The following is a 17,287-nucleotide window of genomic DNA, read 5'->3' as shown; positions in this document are numbered from 1 at the left end:
TGCAGTCATGGATCAACGGGATTATTATGAGATTCTGGGTGTTAGTCGTGGAGCCAATGAAGGCGAAATAAAAAAAGCTTATAGAAAATTGGCAATGAAATATCATCCGGATCGTAATCCAAATGATAATGTCGCGGAAGATAAATTCAAAGAAGTACAAAGAGCCTACGCAGTGTTATCCGATCCGCAAAAGCGGGCTGCCTATGATCAGTTCGGTCATGCGGGAGTAGATGGGGCTGCAGGCGGTTTTGGCGGCCAGGGTGGATTCGGGTTTGGCGATGTGTTTGAAGATATCTTTGAAAATATTTTCTCAGGCGGACGCACGCATAGCCGGCAGTCCAGAGGGCAGCGTGGCTCGGATTTACAGTATAATATTCAGCTAACGCTTGAAGAAGCAGCACTGGGCAAGCAGGTAGAAATCACTGTGCCCCGGCATGCGGCTTGCCAGACCTGCAGTGGTTCGGGCGCAAAAGCCGGTTCAACCCCAAAAAATTGTGAAACCTGTGGCGGGATAGGCCAGGTACGAATTCAGCAGGGCTTTTTTTCTATTCAGCAAACATGCCCCGGTTGTCATGGTGAAGGTAAAATAATTACTGATCCCTGCACGAGCTGTCATGGGCAAGGCCGAGTCCGGGAAAGTAAAAAATTAACCGTTAAAATTCCCGCAGGTGTGGATAATGGCGATCGCGTTCGTTTGTCCGGCGAAGGCGAAGCTGGCGCTTACGGCGGCGGTTCGGGTGATTTGTACGTACAGATTAATGTCAAGCAACATGCTATTTTTGAACGTCATGAGAGTGATTTATATTGCGAGGTGCCTATTAGCTTTGCCACCGCAGCTTTAGGCGGCACGATTGAAGTACCGACTCTCGAGGGGCGCGTTAGTCTGAAAATTCCACCTGAAACACAAACTGCTAAAGTGTTTCGATTACGCGGAAAGGGTATGAAATCGGTACGCGGGCATGGGGTTGGTGATTTGTTATGTAAAGTGGCAGTAGAAACGCCAGTGAATTTATCCAAAGAACAGAAAGAACTGTTAACGAAATTACAGGAATCTTTGGACAGTAGCAAAAAAACTCATTCTCCCAAGTCAAGCTCCTGGTTTGATGGTGTAAAAAAGTTTTTTGAAGACATGAAATTTTAACAAGTCTGAGCTACAATTACGGCTTTGATGTATTTTTTCGCCGTTGTACGGCACTGCCATTCAGGAAGCGCATTGAGGAATTCGCGCCATGTGCGCGGATACAGGATTAAGCAGCTTATACTGGCTGCTGCCTCGCAGCATACAAAAGGATTTCACGCAATGGCAGCGAGACTAATGATTGCCCATTTGTAGGATTTTCTTCATGTTGAATAAACCAGCCATATTAGCTCTTGCTGATGGAACGCTTTATCATGGACTCTCTGCAGGTGCTTCCGGCCACTGTGTTGGAGAGCTCGTTTTTAATACGGCAATGACTGGTTACCAGGAAATGCTCACTGACCCTTCCTATGCCCGCCAGATAATTACACTGACCGCTGCACATGTAGGGAATACCGGTTGTAACGAAGAGGATATGGAATCATCACGAATTTGGGCCGCAGGACTGGTTATGCGTAACTGCACTCAATATCCCAGTAATTATCGCTCGACGCTATCATTACCTGAATGGTTAAAACGAAATGGGGTCGTGGCTATTTCAGGGATTGATACCCGCCAGTTAACGATTCATTTACGTGAACAAGGGGCGATAGGGGCTTGCATCAGTACGCAGGCAGACAAACCCGAACAAGCGATTGAGAGAGCCCGAGCCTTTAGCGGATTAAATGGTGCGGATCTGGCCTGTGAAGTGTCGCGTCAGGCAATTGACCGCTGGGATGAAGGCCGTGGACAATGGGCATTAGATTCGAGCCCGCTTCAATACCATGTAGTGGCTTATGATTTTGGTGTGAAGCATACCATTCTTCGTATTCTGAAAGACAAAGGCTGTTACATCACCCTTGTGCCTGCTAAAACCAGCGCAGAAGAAGTACTCGCTCTAAACCCTGATGGCGTATTTCTCTCTAATGGACCCGGTGATCCATTAGCCTGCGACTATGCAATCAACGCAACCCGAATTTTTCTGGAAGAGGGGATCCCGTTATTTGGCATTTGCCTTGGTTTTCAAATTTTGGGGCTGGCTGCTGGCGGCAAATCACTAAAAATGAAGTTCGGCCATCACGGCGCCAATCATCCTGTGGCTGAATGTGATGGGAAAAAACGCGTGTTCATTACCAGTCAGAATCATGGCTTTTCAATTGATGAAGCCAGTTTGCCAGATTGTCTGGAAGTAACCCATCGCTCTTTGTTTGATAATAGTTTGCAGGGAATAAGACACAAAACGAAGCCTGCTTTTGGATTTCAGGGACACCCTGAATCAAGTCCGGGGCCTCATGATATTGAGATCCTGTTTGAACAATTTATTTCGATGATGAAAAATGACAAGTAATTGGCACCTGTTACTATAAAGCCAGAAACTGTTTTTACATCCTGATGAATCGCGTCTCGACATAAGCATGAGACAATTTAAACCAAGAGGTTCGGGAAGCAATGTTGTTTTCCGCAAACTCAGAGCATTAACGTTAAAGGAAATATAGAAGTGACCGAGCTAAAAGTATTTACTTCAGAATCCGTTTCTGAAGGTCATCCTGACAAAATCGCAGATCAGATTTCTGACGCTATTCTTGATGCAATTCTTAGCAAAGATCCTAAAGCAAGAGTTGCCTGTGAGACTTTTGTAAAAACCGGTATGGTTTTAGTCGGCGGTGAAATAACGACTTCTGCCTGGGTGGATGTTGAAGAAATTACCCGTCAGGTGATTAAAGAGATTGGCTATAACAGTTCGGAGATGGGTTTTGATTGGGCCTCCTGTGCCGTTCTTTCGGCAATAGGCAAGCAATCGCCTGATATTGCCCGTGGAGTGGATAATCAGGATACGAAAATTATGGGTGCAGGGGATCAGGGATTAATGTTTGGTTATGCCAGCCGCGAGACGGATGTTTACATGCCTGCTCCGATTGCTTACTCTCATCGTTTGATGGAGAAGCAGGCAGAGCTCAGAAAAAATGGCAGCATTTCCTGGTTACGACCCGATGCCAAATGCCAGCTGACGCTTCTTTATGAGAATGGTATGCCGGTTGCTGTGGATACGGTTGTATTTTCGACCCAGCATCATCCTGATGTGAGTTATAATGAGCTGGTTGAAACAATCAAATCCGCAATCATTCATGAAGTGATTCCAGCTGAATGGTTGAATAGCAAAACACGTTATTTTATTAATCCCACCGGGCGATTTGTAATCGGCGGACCCTTAGGGGATTGCGGTTTAACCGGAAGAAAAATCATTGTGGATACTTATGGCGGCATGGCCAGACATGGCGGCGGCTGTTTCTCAGGAAAAGATCCATCCAAGGTTGATCGATCAGCGGCCTACGCTGCGCGCCATGTGGCTAAGAATCTGGTCGCGGCAGGAATTGCAGAAAAATGTGAGATTCAGGTTTCCTATGCGATTGGTGTTGCGGAACCTACTTCCATCAGTGTAGAAACCTTTGGCACCGGGGTTCTTCCGGAATACACCATCATCAACCTGATTCGCGAGCATTTCGATTTAACGCCGCAGGGTATTATTGATCATCACGAACTGTTAAGACCTATCTACCGTCAGACAGCCACTTATGGCCATTATGGCAGACCGGATTTTCCCTGGGAAAGACTGGATAAAGTCGATGCTTTAAAAAAGGCGCTTTAATTCATAAGCTGACAGTTATTAACGCAAGGAATATTATGAAACCAACGAATGTAGCCAGTAACCTGCAAACACATCAAGATTATAAAGTGGCTGATTTCTCACTTGCAGACTGGGGGCGCAAGGAAATCGCCATCGCCGAAACGGAAATGCCAGGCTTAATGGCCTTACGTGAAGAATTTGCTGTTCAAAAGCCGCTAAAGGGGGCCCGCATTGCAGGTTGTCTGCATATGACGATTCAAACGGCAGTTCTGATTGAGACTCTCATCGCTTTGGGTGCTGAAGTCAGATGGTCTTCCTGCAATATTTTTTCTACTCAGGATCATGCCGCTGCTGCGATGGCGGAAGTGGGAGTTCCCGTGTTTGCCTGGAAAGGCGAGACAGAAGAGGAATACTGGTGGTGTGTAGAACAGACATTACGCGGTCCAAATGGTTGGACCCCCAATCTGTTGCTGGATGATGGCGGCGATTTAACGCAGGTTCTGCACGAAAAGTATCCTGAGATGCTGAAAAACATTCATGGCGTTTCAGAAGAAACAACCACGGGTGTAGCCAGATTGTATGAAATGGCCCGAAACAATCAATTAATGATCCCTGCTATCAATGTCAATGATTCGGTCACCAAATCCAAATTCGATAACCTGTACGGTTGCAGAGAATCCTTGCTTGACGGGATTAAACGGGCTACTGATGTCATGATTGCCGGTAAGATTGCCTTGATTATGGGCTATGGTGATGTGGGTAAGGGCTGCGCTCAGGCGCTTCGCGGTCAGGGAGCCACAGTGTGGATTACCGAAGTGGACCCAATTTGTGCTCTTCAGGCTGCAATGGAAGGATATCGCGTAGTAACCCTCGATGATGTGGCACATGAAGTGGATATCGTGGTAACAGCCACAGGAAATTACCATGTGGTAGCCCATGAGCATATGATTCGCATGCGCAATCAGGCGATTCTCTGTAATATCGGTCATTTCGACTCAGAAATTGATATCCATAGCCTGAGACAATATCAATGGGAAAATATCAAACCGCAGGTGGACCATGTCATTTTCCCTGACGGCAAACGATTAATCGTCCTGGCTGAAGGCCGCCTGGTGAATCTGGGCTGTGCGACTGGACATCCAAGTTTTGTGATGTCAGCTTCTTTCTCCAATCAGGTATTGGCACAAATTGAATTATTCACCAATGCCAGCCAATATCAAAAGCAGGTTTATGTACTGCCTAAATTATTGGACGAAAAAGTGGCTCGTCTGCATCTCAAACGCATCGGGGCAAAGCTGACAACCTTGACTAAACAACAGGCAGAGTATTTGGGTGTGAAAGCGAACGGACCTTATAAGCCGGATCACTATCGTTACTAATCAATATTCCAAGCACTAACCTGTTGTCTTTGCGAACAAAGTGAAGCAATCCAGATCGAACCTTGAACAGAGTTAGGGGTTGGATTGCTTCGCTGACGCTCGCAAAGACGGTCTTCTGAATCATCAAGACTATGGAACTTTCCCCATCATATCGACCTGACCCAGACAATCTCTGAAAGCTGCGCAAGCTGGAAAATAAATGCGGTTTTTCCTCTTCTTTGATTCCCGATTATAGCGATTGTAATAGTGATGTAAAATTTCGCCTTGAACGCTTTAGAATGGAAGCAGGAGTGGGTACCCATATGGATGCACCAGCCCATTGTGTCCTGGCGGGGCCCTCGGTTGAACAAATTCCTTTTCTCAATTAGCGTTTTGTACCTCAATAATTTCAGTGTTTACTTCATTCAAATGTGAGCCGAATAAGTTGTTTATGGGCTTGATTTATGAGCCGAATAATCCTATTATTTAACTCAAAAATTGAGCCGAATAGCCTCCCTAATCGGCTCATGGAGCAGAGTTCATGAACGACAATCAAATAAAATGGATCTGGCAATTGCCCGATTGGCCCAGGTTTCAGTGGCAGGAACAGCTCATTCAGCCTTTATTGCGTGAAGTCCGATTAAAACAGGGGATTTTAATAGGTCGAACAGGATCGATAGCAGATAATATATCACTAGAGTCTGCTCTGGATACTTTATTGCAAAATATAATTGCATCTTCCGCTATAGAAGGTGAGCGTTTGAATGAAGACTCTGTGCGCTCTTCTCTGGCAAAACGACTAGGATTACATCTTAAGCAGCCTTATCCAACTAATGAGCGCTCAGAAGGTTTAGCGCAAATTATGTGGGATGCTATCGATAACTTAAACACTGATTTATCACTAGAACGCTTGCAGCAATGGCACAAATGGTTATTTCCTAACCATGAAATGTCTACATTGTATAGAGTTAACGCAGGGCAGTTAAGAGGTGATGAGCCTATGCAAGTAGTTTCTGGCCGTATCGATAAGCCAACGGTGCATTTTGAAGCGCCGCCAAAGCAACGATTAGAGGACGAATTAAATACGTTTCTGGAGTGGTTCAATCAGAGCCTGCGAGAACCAACATTGGATCCCTTATTACGTGCTGCAATTAGTCATTTTTGGTTTATAACAGTGCATCCATTTGAAGATGGAAATGGGCGGATCACGCGTGCGCTAACCGATTTAGCTTTAGCTCAAGAGGATAAGCAAAGTATTCGATTGTATGCTATGTCGGCAATTATTCTCGCTAATCGCAATGATTATTATAAAATTCTGGAAAAAAGTCAGCGTCAAACAACAGATATAACTTTATGGTTATTATGGTTTTTAAAAACTTTGGATACGAGTATTCAAACTGCAATTAATAAGATTGATCACACTCTCGCTAAGAGCCGCTTTTGGCAGATTTTTCAAGAAAGTGAACTTTCCAGGGAGCAAATAAAAATTATTAATTTAATGTTTGATGAAAAAGGCAACGCATTTGAACAAGGGATTAGTGCTGCTCAGTATAAAAAGATTACTAAAGTTAGTAAGGCCACAGCAACCAGACATCTTTCTGATTTGGTGGATAAAGGTTGTCTTGAAAAACTACCTGGTGGAGGGAGGAGTACCCGATATCGAATCACATCCAGGTTAAACTTCTAATAAGCTGCTATTCAAAAAAGTCATTCCTGACGCAGGAATGACTTGATTCGCGGGATAAAGAGACCCTTATTCCCAGGCTGGTATTGCTGCGTCACCAAATAACTCTTTGGCTTTTGCTTTGACTTGAGGTGATTGGAAAGCCTTCACAAACTCTTCGAGTTGAACTTTCTTTTCACTGTTTTGATTAATGACAATTAAATTGGCATAGGGTGAGTTTTTATCCTCAACAAAAATGGCGTCTTTAAGTGGGTCAAGGCCAGCCGGAATGGCGAATGTAGTATTGATGATCGCTGCATCCACATCATCCAGCACGCGCGGCAATTGGCCTGCGTCCATTTCCTTGATTTGCAGGTGTTTGGGATTTTCGGATATATCCGCAACAGTCATTGTAGTGTCGTCTTTCTTTAATTGAATCAAGCCGGCTTTTTGCATTAAAAGAAGGGCTCTTTCCTCGTTACTGGGATCATTTGGGATAGCGATGATGGCATTATCGCCGATTTCGCTGATAGCTTTATGTTTGCTGGAGTAGATCCCTGTTGGATAAACAAAGGTCTTGCCAATAGGCTCGAGCGTATAGCCATGGGCTTTCATGGAGGCTTTCAAATAGGGAAGATGCTGATAGACATTGGCATCAATGCTCCCATCCTGTAGCGCTTCATTTGGCAAATTATAGTCATTGAATTCAACTATTTTTACTGCTAAATCATATTTTGTCAGTGCTACTTCCTTGGCGGCTTCCACCAGGTCGGTTTCCGGGCCGGAGATGGTTCCTATAATCAGAGTATTAGGGGAGGGCTTACTGCATGCCAATAAACTAAGACTTAGAAAAATAATGGAAATTAAGCGCATGAAAAATCTCCTGTTAACAATGAGTGTAGAGTCTGGTCAATCGGTCACCTGCCATTTGTAATAACTGGACGATACCGACAAGAATGATTACGGTGACAATCATTACGGTCGAATTAAAACGCTGATAGCCGTAACGGATAGCCAGATCTCCAAGACCGCCTCCGCCGATTGTACCGGCCATTGCGGTATAATTAACCAGCGCAATAGCAGTCACCGTGGTGGCCTGGATGAGCGATGGGAAGGCTTCTGGCAGCAAAATGTGTTTAATCATTTGCCAGGTATTTGCGCCCATGGAAAAGCCGGTTTCAATCAGTCCGCCGGGAAGCCCCTGATAAATATTATCCACCAGACGTGCATAAAAGGGGATAGCACCTATGGTTAAGGGAACAATAGCGGCATTGATTCCAATGGACGTGCCTATCAAAAGGCGTGTGAAGGGAATTAAGGCGACCAGTAATATAATAAAGGGGATTGAACGCGTAAAATTAATCAGGCCGGCGGTAAAACGATTAATCCAGGCATGCGGTCTTATTCTGGAGGAAGTAAATAATAAAGTACCCAGGGGCAGACCCAGTAAAGTTGCCAGAATAGTGCTTACTGCCGTCATATAAACTGTCTCAAGACTGGCTTGAACAACATCATAAAGCAGGTTCGGTGACATAACCTAAAATCTCCACAGTTAAATTGGCTTTCTCACAACGCTCAATAAAAGCAGTTAACAAGTTGTCATCCGCTATCAGTTCTACAACCAGCACCCCACAGGTCACCGTATCGAAACGATCAATATTAGCCAGCAGAATGTTAATATCAATATGCAATTCCCGGCTGGTTTTACTGATGAAGGGTACGGTGGCATTGTCGCCCTGAAAGAGTAAACGCAGCAGAGGTTTATTATTGGGTTTCTGAGTCAGTGTGCCAGCCAGGCATGGGGGTAATTGCGGGCTTAATTGGGAATACAACATATTCCTTGCCAGACTTTGGGGATCTTTAAATGCACTGGCCAGCGAAGTTACCTCAATAATCTGGCCTTTTTCCATAACCGCCAGGCGATGGCAAATTCGCTTTACTACATCCATTTCATGGGTAATCAGAACGATGGTAATCCCATAGACTCCATTTATTTTTTTTAACAGCGATAAAATGGACTCGGTGGTTTCAGGATCCAGGGCAGAGGTTGCTTCGTCACAAAGAAGGATTTTAGGTGAACAGCTCAGAGCACGCGCAATAGCCACCCGTTGTTTCTGCCCGCCGCTTAACTGGGCTGGATAGGCATGTTTTTTGTCCTGCAATTCGACCAGTGGTAATAATTCTTCAATCTTTGCGGCGATTTCATCTTCGCTGATGCCCTGTATCCGCATGGGCAGTGCAATATTGTCATACACGGTCTTTGATTGCAGGAGATTAAAATGCTGAAAAATCATGGCTATTTTATGGCGGGCCTGGCGCAGCTCAGATTCGGTAAGCGAAGTCATTGCCTTATTGTCAACGAGAACCTCGCCTGAATCTGGCCGTTCAAGCAAATTGATACTGCGCAGTAAAGTAGATTTTCCAGCACCACTGCGGCCAATTATGCCAAATATTTCACCTTCCTGAATGAATAAACTGACGTTATTCAGAGCAGTTACCTGATGGTAAGATTTGTGAAGCCCAACTAATTCAATCATATGTCTATATTACCTACGAGGAGTACAGCAGGCGGGAATAGGGCAGGATGGGATGTGTGATCCGCTTTAGCCGTTTTACAAAAACCAGAGACTGGTCTTGTGCGCCCGCAAGCTGAAATTTCAAATCGGCGCAATGGATCAATAATACGCTATTTTTTCAATAAGGGGAATATATTTTTTAAATTTTGCTATGTTTTTGAGCAAGATAGCAGAGAGAAGAAGTTCATATGAATTTGACTTTCATTAAAGTTCTTGGCATCTTAACGCTTTTTTAGCAAGGAGCAGTAATGAAAAAAACAGTCCTCTCTTTAATGGCAGCAGCCGCTTTCTCTGTTCAGGCAGCTGAGCTGGCCAGTTTTCCAGAGGTTGCCGATGCAGTGAGTCACGGACAAGCCTTAAGTTTTGTCTGGTCGGTTAAAAATTGTGTCTCGGAAATGCCTTTACCTGACGTCACAACATCTATACAACCCAACGCTGTAATGCTGATAGCAGGTCAACTGGTCACCGCCTCCGATCGTCATTTTACCCTGAACGACCCATTTCTGCCTGGAACACCTGCCTTTGGCTATAGCAAATTTGAGCTGACTGCGGACGGTAAGGCTGCATTGAAAATTACATTAATGCGTGCTGCTGACTACAGCAAGGTTAAGGAATATAGCATCCAGTGTCATCTGGGAAATGGCTTGAATATTTTTACCGCGGGCTAATAGTAGCCTGAAACTAACCTTGATGCACTGCGCATCAAGGTTATAGATGATTACTGATTTAATTCTTCTCTATTCCTATAGTATTCCAGTGCTTCCGGGTTTGCCAGCGAACTTAAATTGCTTACTGTGTCACCATGAACCACTTGCCTGACTGCGACTTCTACAATTTTCCCGCTCATCGTTCGCGGAATATCAGCCACTTGCAAAATCCTGGCGGGCACGTGTCTAGGTGAGGCATTTTTGCGAATAATATCCCGTATTTTATGTTGTAATTCCTCAGTCAGTTGATAACCATTACGCAGCTTCACGAATAAAACGACCCGAACATCGTCCTCCCATTTCTGGGCAATTACGATGCTTTCCAGAACCTCTTCCACTTTTTCGACCTGACGATAGATTTCAGCGGTGCCTATTCTTACGCCGCCGGGATTTAATACGGCATCGGAACGCCCATAAATAATCAGGCCTTTGTGCGGAGTCAGTTCAGCAAAATCGCCATGGGCCCATACCTTTTCAAATCGTTCAAAATAAGCATGCTTATAGGCTTTTTTATCAGGATCATTCCAAAAGCCTATGGGCATTGAGGGAAATGCCTGAGTGCATACCAGCTCCCCACATTCTTCCTGTACCGCCTGACCCTCCTCATTATAAATTTTCACTGCCATGCCTAAACCGCGGCATTGCAGTTCGCCGCGGTAAACGGGCAGTATCGGGTTACCCAATGCAAAGCAGGAGACGATGTCTGTGCCGCCGGAAATTGAACTTAACTGCACATCGGATTTGATTTGCTGATAAACAAAATCATAATTTTTGGGCAGCAGCGGGGAGCCTGTCGATAAAATAGCTTTTAATGAGGGCATGGAATAGCGCGAGCCTGGAGCGGCCCCTGCTTTTTCAACAGCAGAGAGAAACTTGGCACTGGTTCCAAACACGGTAACCCCTTCTTCATCTATCAATTGAAATAACCGATAGGCGTCTGGAAAATTGGGAGCGCCTTCATAAAGAGTTAATGTCGCGCCTAAGGCCAGCACAGAAACCATCCAGTTCCACATCATCCAGCCACAGGTTGTATAAAAACAAAGATTATCCTGTTCTGAAATATTACTGTGCAGTCCAAGCTCTTTAATATGTTGTAATAAAGTGCCGCCGGCGCCGTGCATGATACATTTGGGCTTACCGGTTGTTCCTGATGAGAAAAGAATGTAAAGCGGATGCGCAAAAGGCAGGGAGGTAAACTGGCAATCTGCAGCAGGCTTAAGAAAGTCTTGCCACCAGACGGCCTTATCGATTGCGTCGATATTAAAAGGCTCATTGATGATCGGGGAGATAATGACCTGTTGTATAGAGGGAATCGCTTTTTTCAATTCAGCGATTTTGTCTTCGGCGAGATGTGTTTTGCCCATATACTGGTGGCCATTACAGGCAAATAAAACTTTGGGTTCAACCTGACCAAGCCGGTCAATGGCCGCCTGAGCGCCGAAATCGGGGGAGCAGGACGACCAGATTGCGCCAATTGAGCTGGTTGCCAGCATGGCGATGATGGTATGGGCGACATTGGGCATAATAGCGGCCACTCGGTCGCCTTTGCAAACGCCGGCATCGAGAAGGCCCTGGGTACAATAGGCCACTTGCTGCCGTAATTGTTTATAGCTTAGTTCTTCACGCTTTCCATTTTCATCAATACTTACAATGGCGGGGAAATCGTCATTGCGTTTTAATAATTGACTGGCGAAATTAAAGCGTGCTCCTTCAAACCATCTGGCTTCCAGCATATGCTCATGATCGTTTAAAACCTCTTCAGCTGAATCATCCCATTCTATGTCGAAAAAATCCGCTATGGCTTGCCAGAATTGTGCAGGTTCCTGGATAGACCAGTCATATAATTGCTCATAGTGATTGAAATCCAATGAGCAGGATTTTTCAACGTAGCGCATAAATTGCCACATTCTGCTTTCTTCAGAATGTTTGGGCTGCCATACAGGAATGTTCATAATGCTTCCTTTCTTGAAACAATAGTTTATCTGGATACGGGTTGCTGCTGAGTTATACAGTGTATTCCACCGCCGCCAGCAAACACATCCAGTGCGTCGATTTGGCTGATTCGGCAGGTGGGGAACAGTTGTTTAAACAGGACAAACGCGGCTTCATCGTAACTGGCATGGCCAAAAGAAGGCATTACAATACCCTGGTTGGCGCGATAAAAGTTAATATAGGATAAGGTGAGACGCTCATCATTCATATAAGTGGCGGGAGGCTGTTCGACAGTGACTACCTCCAGTGAACGTCCTTTGGCGTCACGAGCGGTTTTTAAAATTTCCAGGTTTTCCTGAAGCAGGTAATAGTTAACATCCGTTTTGTCGCTGGTGGTCAGGGCTAATACTTTGGCTGGCTCAATGAAGCAGGCGATTTCATCGATGTGTCCATCGGTTTCGTCGCCAATTAATCCTCTATTTAGCCAAATTGCTCTTTCTGTTCCCAGAAACTCATGTAAATAACTTTCGATCTGATGCTGACCGAGCTGAGGATTACGATTTTTGTTGAGCAGGCATTCACGGGTAGTCAGAACAGTTCCCTCGCCATCGACGTGAAACGAACCGCCTTCCATAACCAGCGGTGCTTTAAAATAACGGGCCTCAGTATACTGAATAAGGGCTTTGGCTATTTCCTGATCCAGTTCATACTCGGGATAATTTCCCCCCCAGGCGTTATGGATCCAGTCAATTCCTGCCAGCTCATATTGATCATTAAGAAGGAAAGTCGCTCCGGTATCTCGTGTCCAGGAGTCATCCAGAGGCAAAGGAATTATGCGGACACTGTCATTGCAGTATTCCGCCACCTGCGCTTCTTCTCCAGGCTGAACCAGCATCATCACTGGCTCGTATTGACTTATAGCCTTGGCGACTTTTGCATACGCTTTTCTGGCGCGTTCCAGTCCAATCGCTGACCAGGTTTGTAAATGGCGTGGCCAGGCCATCCAGCAAGCTGCATGAGGATACCATTCGGCGGGCATGTAATATCCGGCTTGTCGCGGAGTAATCATAAAGATCCCTTTGTTTTGTTGCTGTTAAGATAAGTCAGTTGTGAAAATACACTACGCAATTCATTTAAATAGGTGTTAATGCTTTCCTCAGGAAGATCCGTGTTTAACAATTGTTTCTCATAAGATTGCAGCAATCTTTTTGTATCATAATGAGCCATATTCAACACATTGGTTACAGTATCTCCGCTGACCAAATCATTAATTTCAAACCCTTGATTATCTGATAATTTTACATCGAGCGAATTGGTATCGCCAAATAAATTATGCAGATTACCGAGAATTTCCTGGTAGGCTCCTACCATAAAAAAAGCAATCGCATAGGGATTTTGGGGGTCAAAATGGGGCAGCATTAATGTCGGATGTATACGGGAGCTGCCTGTATACTGTTTAAGAGTTCCATCCGAGTCACAGGTTAAATCCTGTAAGATGCTGTGCATTGCAGGCGCTTCGGTTAAATGAGTAATAGGCGCTACTGGAAAAATCTGGCCAATGGCCCAGGCATCTGGCAGTGACTGAAAAAAAGAAAGGTTGCAAAAAATCTTGGCGGCCATTTGCTCATGAATTAAAGCAATTAATTCATTATCCCCTGGACTCTCCGGATCGAGCCTATTCTGAATTTCCAGACAAATTACAGTAAAAAGCTGCTCAACTTTCGCTTTTTCCTGAAGACTTATCACGCCATGCTTAAACATTGAGTGGGCTTCATCAAGCGAATGCCGGGCATAATTGTAAATTTCACTGGGTAAGCTGTCACTAATGGATTGATAGGTATCCCAGATATCCCGGATGACGTGTGAATCATTGGCGTCGATTTTAGGTAAAGAAGACGATTTTCTAATAATTTCCACATCAGTGATATTGGATACCAGTACTGCATGATGTGCCGTCAAGGCACGGCCAGATTCAGAGATAATATCCGGCTCTGGCATATTGGCTTCTTCACACATGTGCCGAAGTGCCAGCAGAATATTGGTCGCATATTCATTGACGGTATAATTCATTGAGCAGCCGGTACTCGAGCGGGTGCCTTCATAGTCCACTCCTAATCCGCCGCCGACATCAATAGTGCCGATTGGGGCCTCGAGCCGTCTTAATTCAACATAATAGCGGCCAACTTCCAGCATACAGTGGCGAATGTCATGGATATTGGCAATTTGTGAGCCTAAATGACAGTGCATAAGCTGAAGGCAGTCCAATGCATTATGCGCCTTCAGCTTGCTGACTACCTCAAGAACCTGTTCGGCATTCAGCCCGAATTTTGACTTGGCTCCGCCGGTATTTTCCCACTTGCCCGCGCCTTTGGTAACCAGTCGAATACGGATGCCGATGCTGGGTTTTACACCCAGACGAGCAGCTTCTTTGAGTAAAATTTCAAGTTCGGATTGTTTTTCAATGACTATGAATACCTGATGCCCCATTTGCTGAGCAATAAGCGCAATACGAATATAGCCGCTATCTTTATAGCCATTGCATACGATGGTTGTCCTTTGATTGCTCAGCATACCGATAACAGCCATTAACTCCGGTTTGCTTCCCGCCTCAAGGCCTACACTGAAATGCGGCGATTTAAGCAGTTCCCTTACCACGCATTGCTCCTGGTTGACCTTGATTGGATAAACCAGTTTGTATCTTCCCTGATAACTAATTTCTTCAATCGCTTCATAAAAGGCTTCATGAAGTTTTGCGACCCGATCATGCAGAATATCGACAAAACGAATAAGTAAAGGTAGTTGCAGACCGGCGCGGCTGGCACTATTAACAATGGCTTGAAGCTCTACACCCGGCTTATGCGGGTGCTTGCTGACTTCAATGTTGCCTTTGTTATTGATAGAAAAATAGCCTTCCCCCCAATGGGAAATATTATAGAAATTCTCGGAAGATGATTGAGTAGGCATCAGGGGCATCCTGTTGGTTGATGAGGTTTCAACAAGCCGTGATAAGTTGCTGGTTGTCTTTGTTTTGGGAAAGGAAATAATCGACCCCATAAGTCTCTTTGATTAAAATCGAGTTCTGCAACCACTACTGCGGGTTCATGGCGGGGAGCCTCGGCAATAATTTCACCAAAAGGATTTGAAATAAAACTGCTGCCGTAAAATTCCAGGCCTTCTTCTGTGCCAATCCGGTTGACGGCGATGATAAAGCAGTTGGTCATAATACCCTGAGCAATCATCACTTTCTGCCACATCGGTTGACTGTCAAATCCCGGTGCAGTGGGTTCGGCGCCAATGGCGGTAGGATAAATTAAAAGTTCCGCCCCTTTAAGGCCATAAATACGGGACAACTCGGGAAACCATTGATCATAACAAGTCGGAAGCCCGGCCTGATGATCGGCAATCCTGTGGATCGGATAGTCAGAATCTCCCGGTTTAAAATAATAATCCTCATGGTATTTCTCGCCGCTAGGAATGTGTTGTTTGCGTGTGACAGCTATCAACTCACCCTTGTTATCGAAAGCGACTGCCGTGTTATAGCCCTCTTTCTCAAACAATGAAGCAGTAATAGTAGCATTCGCGGTTTTTGCCATCTGGCTTACAAACTGGGCAGTAGGACCTGTTTTGATATCTTCCATATAGGGTTCTGGATCGACAGAAGGACTAGTACAGAAGTAGGGGGACAGGGTTAATTCCTGCAGACAAATGAGTTTAGCCCCTTGTCTGGCCGCATGAAGAATCCCTTTACTCAATTCTTCCTTGTGCTTGTCAGTATTTGGATACCACTGCTGTTGAACTAATCCTACTGTTAATTTTTTACTATCCACTTTTTCACCTGACTTCGTTGAGAGTTAGAAAAAATAAGTGTGAATATTACACCGGTTTTTAGATATTCATACAGTAAAGAATCGTTAAAGGAATGAAAAAATTTATAACTCCCCGGTGCGTCATCCTGAGCGTAGCGAAGGATCTGAAACTGCTTAGAGCTGAGCCAGATTCAGGAGATCCTTCACTGCGTTCAGGATGACGTTGAGACGGTTTTATCAATAGGGCTCTTGACTAGCTGCCGCCTTCCGGAGGGCTTGCTACTTCTGTCGGCACTGAAGCATTGGTTGAGCCTGTTTCAACGGAGTGAAAACCCTTGTAATTATAAAAGGCGAGGGCGACTACAAGAATAATGACGAGCAGGCTGATAATGCCAATAATTTTATTTCTATTATCCATAAAAAGCTCCGTAAGTTTGCTTCGCCTGCATTGCTGACTGGCGATTGTGTTCGGTTCTTTTAGTAATTATATATCCTGTAGTCTGAGAGAGGGCGGGGAATCTTGGTTTTTTCAAAAAATATACAATTTTTAAGGATTTGCCAAAAGTGCTGTAGCAACTTTTGACTGATTTTTTTTACCCAGGATTTTACAAATCATATCGCCGGCAGCCACAATTTTATAGATATCGACCCCCGTTTCTATTCCTAATCCGTGCATGAGATAAAGCACATCTTCAGTCGCAACGTTTCCGGCGGAACCGCGCGCATAAGGACATCCGCCGAGTCCGGCCACGGAGCTGTCGAAGCGGCTAACCCCTAACTGCAGTGAGGTATAAATATTGGCAACTGCTTGCCCATAGGTATCATGAAAATGCATAGCCAATTGGTGCCGGGGTAATATTTCAAGAATCTCTGAAATCAATCGGTGAGTCTGTTTAGGTGTTCCAACCCCAATTGTGTCCCCCAGACAGATTTCGTTTGCTCCAAGCTCAAGCAGCATTCGCATGACGCTGACAACCTGCGCCGGAACGATAGTGCCTTCGTAAGGACAGCCAAGCGCACAGGAGATATAGGCTCTGACCGGCATTTTCCTTTCTTTGGCGATATCCATTACCGGCTCGAAACGGCGAATGCTCTCGGTAATTGAACAATTGATATTGTATTGATTAAAGGCTTCGCTGGCGGAAGTGAACAGGGCGATTTCCTTAACTTCGCAATGCAAAGCTTTCTCCATGCCTTTCATGTTAGGCACAAGAGCTGATAAATGAATATTATCGGATTTGTTAATTGATTTGAAAACTTCTTCGCAGTCTGCGAGCTGTGGTATGGCTTTAGCCGATACAAAGCTGGTTGCTTCGATAAAACGAAGACCGCTTTCGCTGAGTAAATTAATCAGTTCGATTTTGGATGCGGTAGGCACAAAGACTTGTTCATTCTGCAAGCCGTCACGCGGGCCTACTTCTACTATCGTAACTTGTTGTGGATAGCTCATTTCAGTCTATTCCTATCGTTTCGCCGAAACTGTTTATCGAATGGTTTTCTGT

The 17,287-nt window shown here is 44.9% G+C and carries 16 protein-coding genes; 7 read left to right on the top strand and 9 right to left on the bottom strand.

From position 1 onward, the window contains the following. Nucleotides 1-7 precede the first annotated feature (7 nt). The 6 genes from dnaJ (at nucleotide 8) to E1O89_RS03470 (ending at nucleotide 6,788) form a co-directional block, all read left to right on the top strand. Complete coding sequence (gene dnaJ / locus E1O89_RS03490; RefSeq protein WP_133138955.1) at nucleotides 8-1,141, top strand: molecular chaperone DnaJ; 1,134 nt, start codon at nucleotides 8-10, stop codon at nucleotides 1,139-1,141. Between the two features lie 202 nt (nucleotides 1,142-1,343). Further along, on the top strand, nucleotides 1,344-2,465 hold the full coding sequence (carA, locus tag E1O89_RS03485; protein WP_133138954.1) for a glutamine-hydrolyzing carbamoyl-phosphate synthase small subunit: 1,122 nt from the start codon (nucleotides 1,344-1,346) through the stop codon (nucleotides 2,463-2,465). Nucleotides 2,466-2,615: 150 nt separating this feature from the next. Further along, nucleotides 2,616-3,764 (top strand): methionine adenosyltransferase, encoded by a 1,149-nt coding sequence (metK, locus tag E1O89_RS03480; RefSeq protein WP_133138953.1) that lies wholly within the window; start codon nucleotides 2,616-2,618, stop codon nucleotides 3,762-3,764. A 35-nt stretch (nucleotides 3,765-3,799) separates the two neighbouring features. Continuing rightward, nucleotides 3,800-5,122: an adenosylhomocysteinase gene (ahcY, locus tag E1O89_RS03475; RefSeq protein ID WP_133138952.1), complete on the top strand. Its 1,323-nt coding sequence runs from the start codon at nucleotides 3,800-3,802 to the stop codon at nucleotides 5,120-5,122. A 218-nt stretch (nucleotides 5,123-5,340) separates the two neighbouring features. Next, on the top strand, nucleotides 5,341-5,490 hold the full coding sequence (locus tag E1O89_RS15745) for a cyclase family protein (protein ID WP_410054752.1): 150 nt from the start codon (nucleotides 5,341-5,343) through the stop codon (nucleotides 5,488-5,490). Nucleotides 5,491-5,642: 152 nt separating this feature from the next. Then, entirely contained in the window at nucleotides 5,643-6,788 is a 1,146-nt protein-coding gene (locus E1O89_RS03470) for a Fic family protein (RefSeq protein WP_133138951.1), read from the top strand. Nucleotides 6,789-6,854: 66 nt separating this feature from the next. Here the strand turns inward: E1O89_RS03470 and E1O89_RS03465 are convergent, their stop codons facing one another. From E1O89_RS03465 to E1O89_RS03455, 3 genes are read right to left on the bottom strand one after another with little or no spacing between them, the layout of a single operon-like run. Continuing rightward, complete coding sequence (locus E1O89_RS03465) at nucleotides 6,855-7,637, bottom strand: MetQ/NlpA family ABC transporter substrate-binding protein (protein ID WP_133138950.1); 783 nt, start codon at nucleotides 7,635-7,637, stop codon at nucleotides 6,855-6,857. A 13-nt stretch (nucleotides 7,638-7,650) separates the two neighbouring features. Next, the gene (locus E1O89_RS03460) at nucleotides 7,651-8,298 is read right to left on the bottom strand and encodes a methionine ABC transporter permease (RefSeq protein WP_133138949.1); all 648 of its coding nucleotides are present in this window, start codon (nucleotides 8,296-8,298) and stop codon (nucleotides 7,651-7,653) included. After that, entirely contained in the window at nucleotides 8,276-9,301 is a 1,026-nt protein-coding gene (locus E1O89_RS03455) for a methionine ABC transporter ATP-binding protein (protein WP_133138948.1), read from the bottom strand. The genes E1O89_RS03460 and E1O89_RS03455 overlap by 23 nt, the downstream gene beginning before the upstream one ends. 287 nt (nucleotides 9,302-9,588) lie before the next feature. Between E1O89_RS03455 and E1O89_RS03450 the strand changes: the two genes are divergently transcribed. Continuing rightward, a complete protein-coding gene (locus E1O89_RS03450; protein ID WP_133138947.1) occupies nucleotides 9,589-10,008 on the top strand; it encodes a VirK family protein in 420 nt (139 codons plus the stop codon). 50 nt (nucleotides 10,009-10,058) lie between these two features. On the opposite strand, the gene E1O89_RS03445 is transcribed toward E1O89_RS03450, so the two are convergent. The 6 genes from E1O89_RS03445 to E1O89_RS03425 all read right to left on the bottom strand — a co-directional run bounded on the left by E1O89_RS03445 (nucleotide 10,059) and on the right by E1O89_RS03425 (nucleotide 17,235). Continuing rightward, a complete protein-coding gene (locus tag E1O89_RS03445) occupies nucleotides 10,059-11,999 on the bottom strand; it encodes an acetoacetate--CoA ligase (protein WP_133138946.1) in 1,941 nt (646 codons plus the stop codon). Between the two features lie 26 nt (nucleotides 12,000-12,025). After that, entirely contained in the window at nucleotides 12,026-13,048 is a 1,023-nt protein-coding gene (locus E1O89_RS03440; RefSeq protein ID WP_133138945.1) for an agmatine deiminase family protein, read from the bottom strand. Beyond that, the gene (speA, locus tag E1O89_RS03435) at nucleotides 13,045-14,943 is read right to left on the bottom strand and encodes a biosynthetic arginine decarboxylase (RefSeq protein WP_133138944.1); all 1,899 of its coding nucleotides are present in this window, start codon (nucleotides 14,941-14,943) and stop codon (nucleotides 13,045-13,047) included. The genes E1O89_RS03440 and speA overlap by 4 nt, the downstream gene beginning before the upstream one ends. Further along, nucleotides 14,943-15,806: a carbon-nitrogen hydrolase gene (locus E1O89_RS03430; RefSeq protein ID WP_133138943.1), complete on the bottom strand. Its 864-nt coding sequence runs from the start codon at nucleotides 15,804-15,806 to the stop codon at nucleotides 14,943-14,945. Before E1O89_RS03430 ends, speA begins: the two co-directional genes overlap by 1 nt. Before the next feature lie 232 nt (nucleotides 15,807-16,038). After that, nucleotides 16,039-16,203 carry a hypothetical protein gene (locus tag E1O89_RS15385; RefSeq protein ID WP_165483048.1) on the bottom strand — a complete coding sequence of 55 codons (165 nt, stop codon included), beginning with the start codon at nucleotides 16,201-16,203 and terminating at the stop codon, nucleotides 16,039-16,041. Nucleotides 16,204-16,332: 129 nt separating this feature from the next. Further along, complete coding sequence (locus E1O89_RS03425) at nucleotides 16,333-17,235, bottom strand: hydroxymethylglutaryl-CoA lyase (protein WP_133138942.1); 903 nt, start codon at nucleotides 17,233-17,235, stop codon at nucleotides 16,333-16,335. Between the last annotated feature and the right edge of the window lie 52 nt (nucleotides 17,236-17,287).

This window comes from Legionella genomosp. 1 (genome assembly GCF_900640215.1).
GTDB classification, from domain to species: Bacteria; Pseudomonadota; Gammaproteobacteria; order Legionellales; family Legionellaceae; genus Legionella_C; species Legionella_C quinlivanii_A.
Note: the sequence above shows the minus strand (reverse complement) of the source record. Positions and strands in the feature narration are given on the sequence as shown.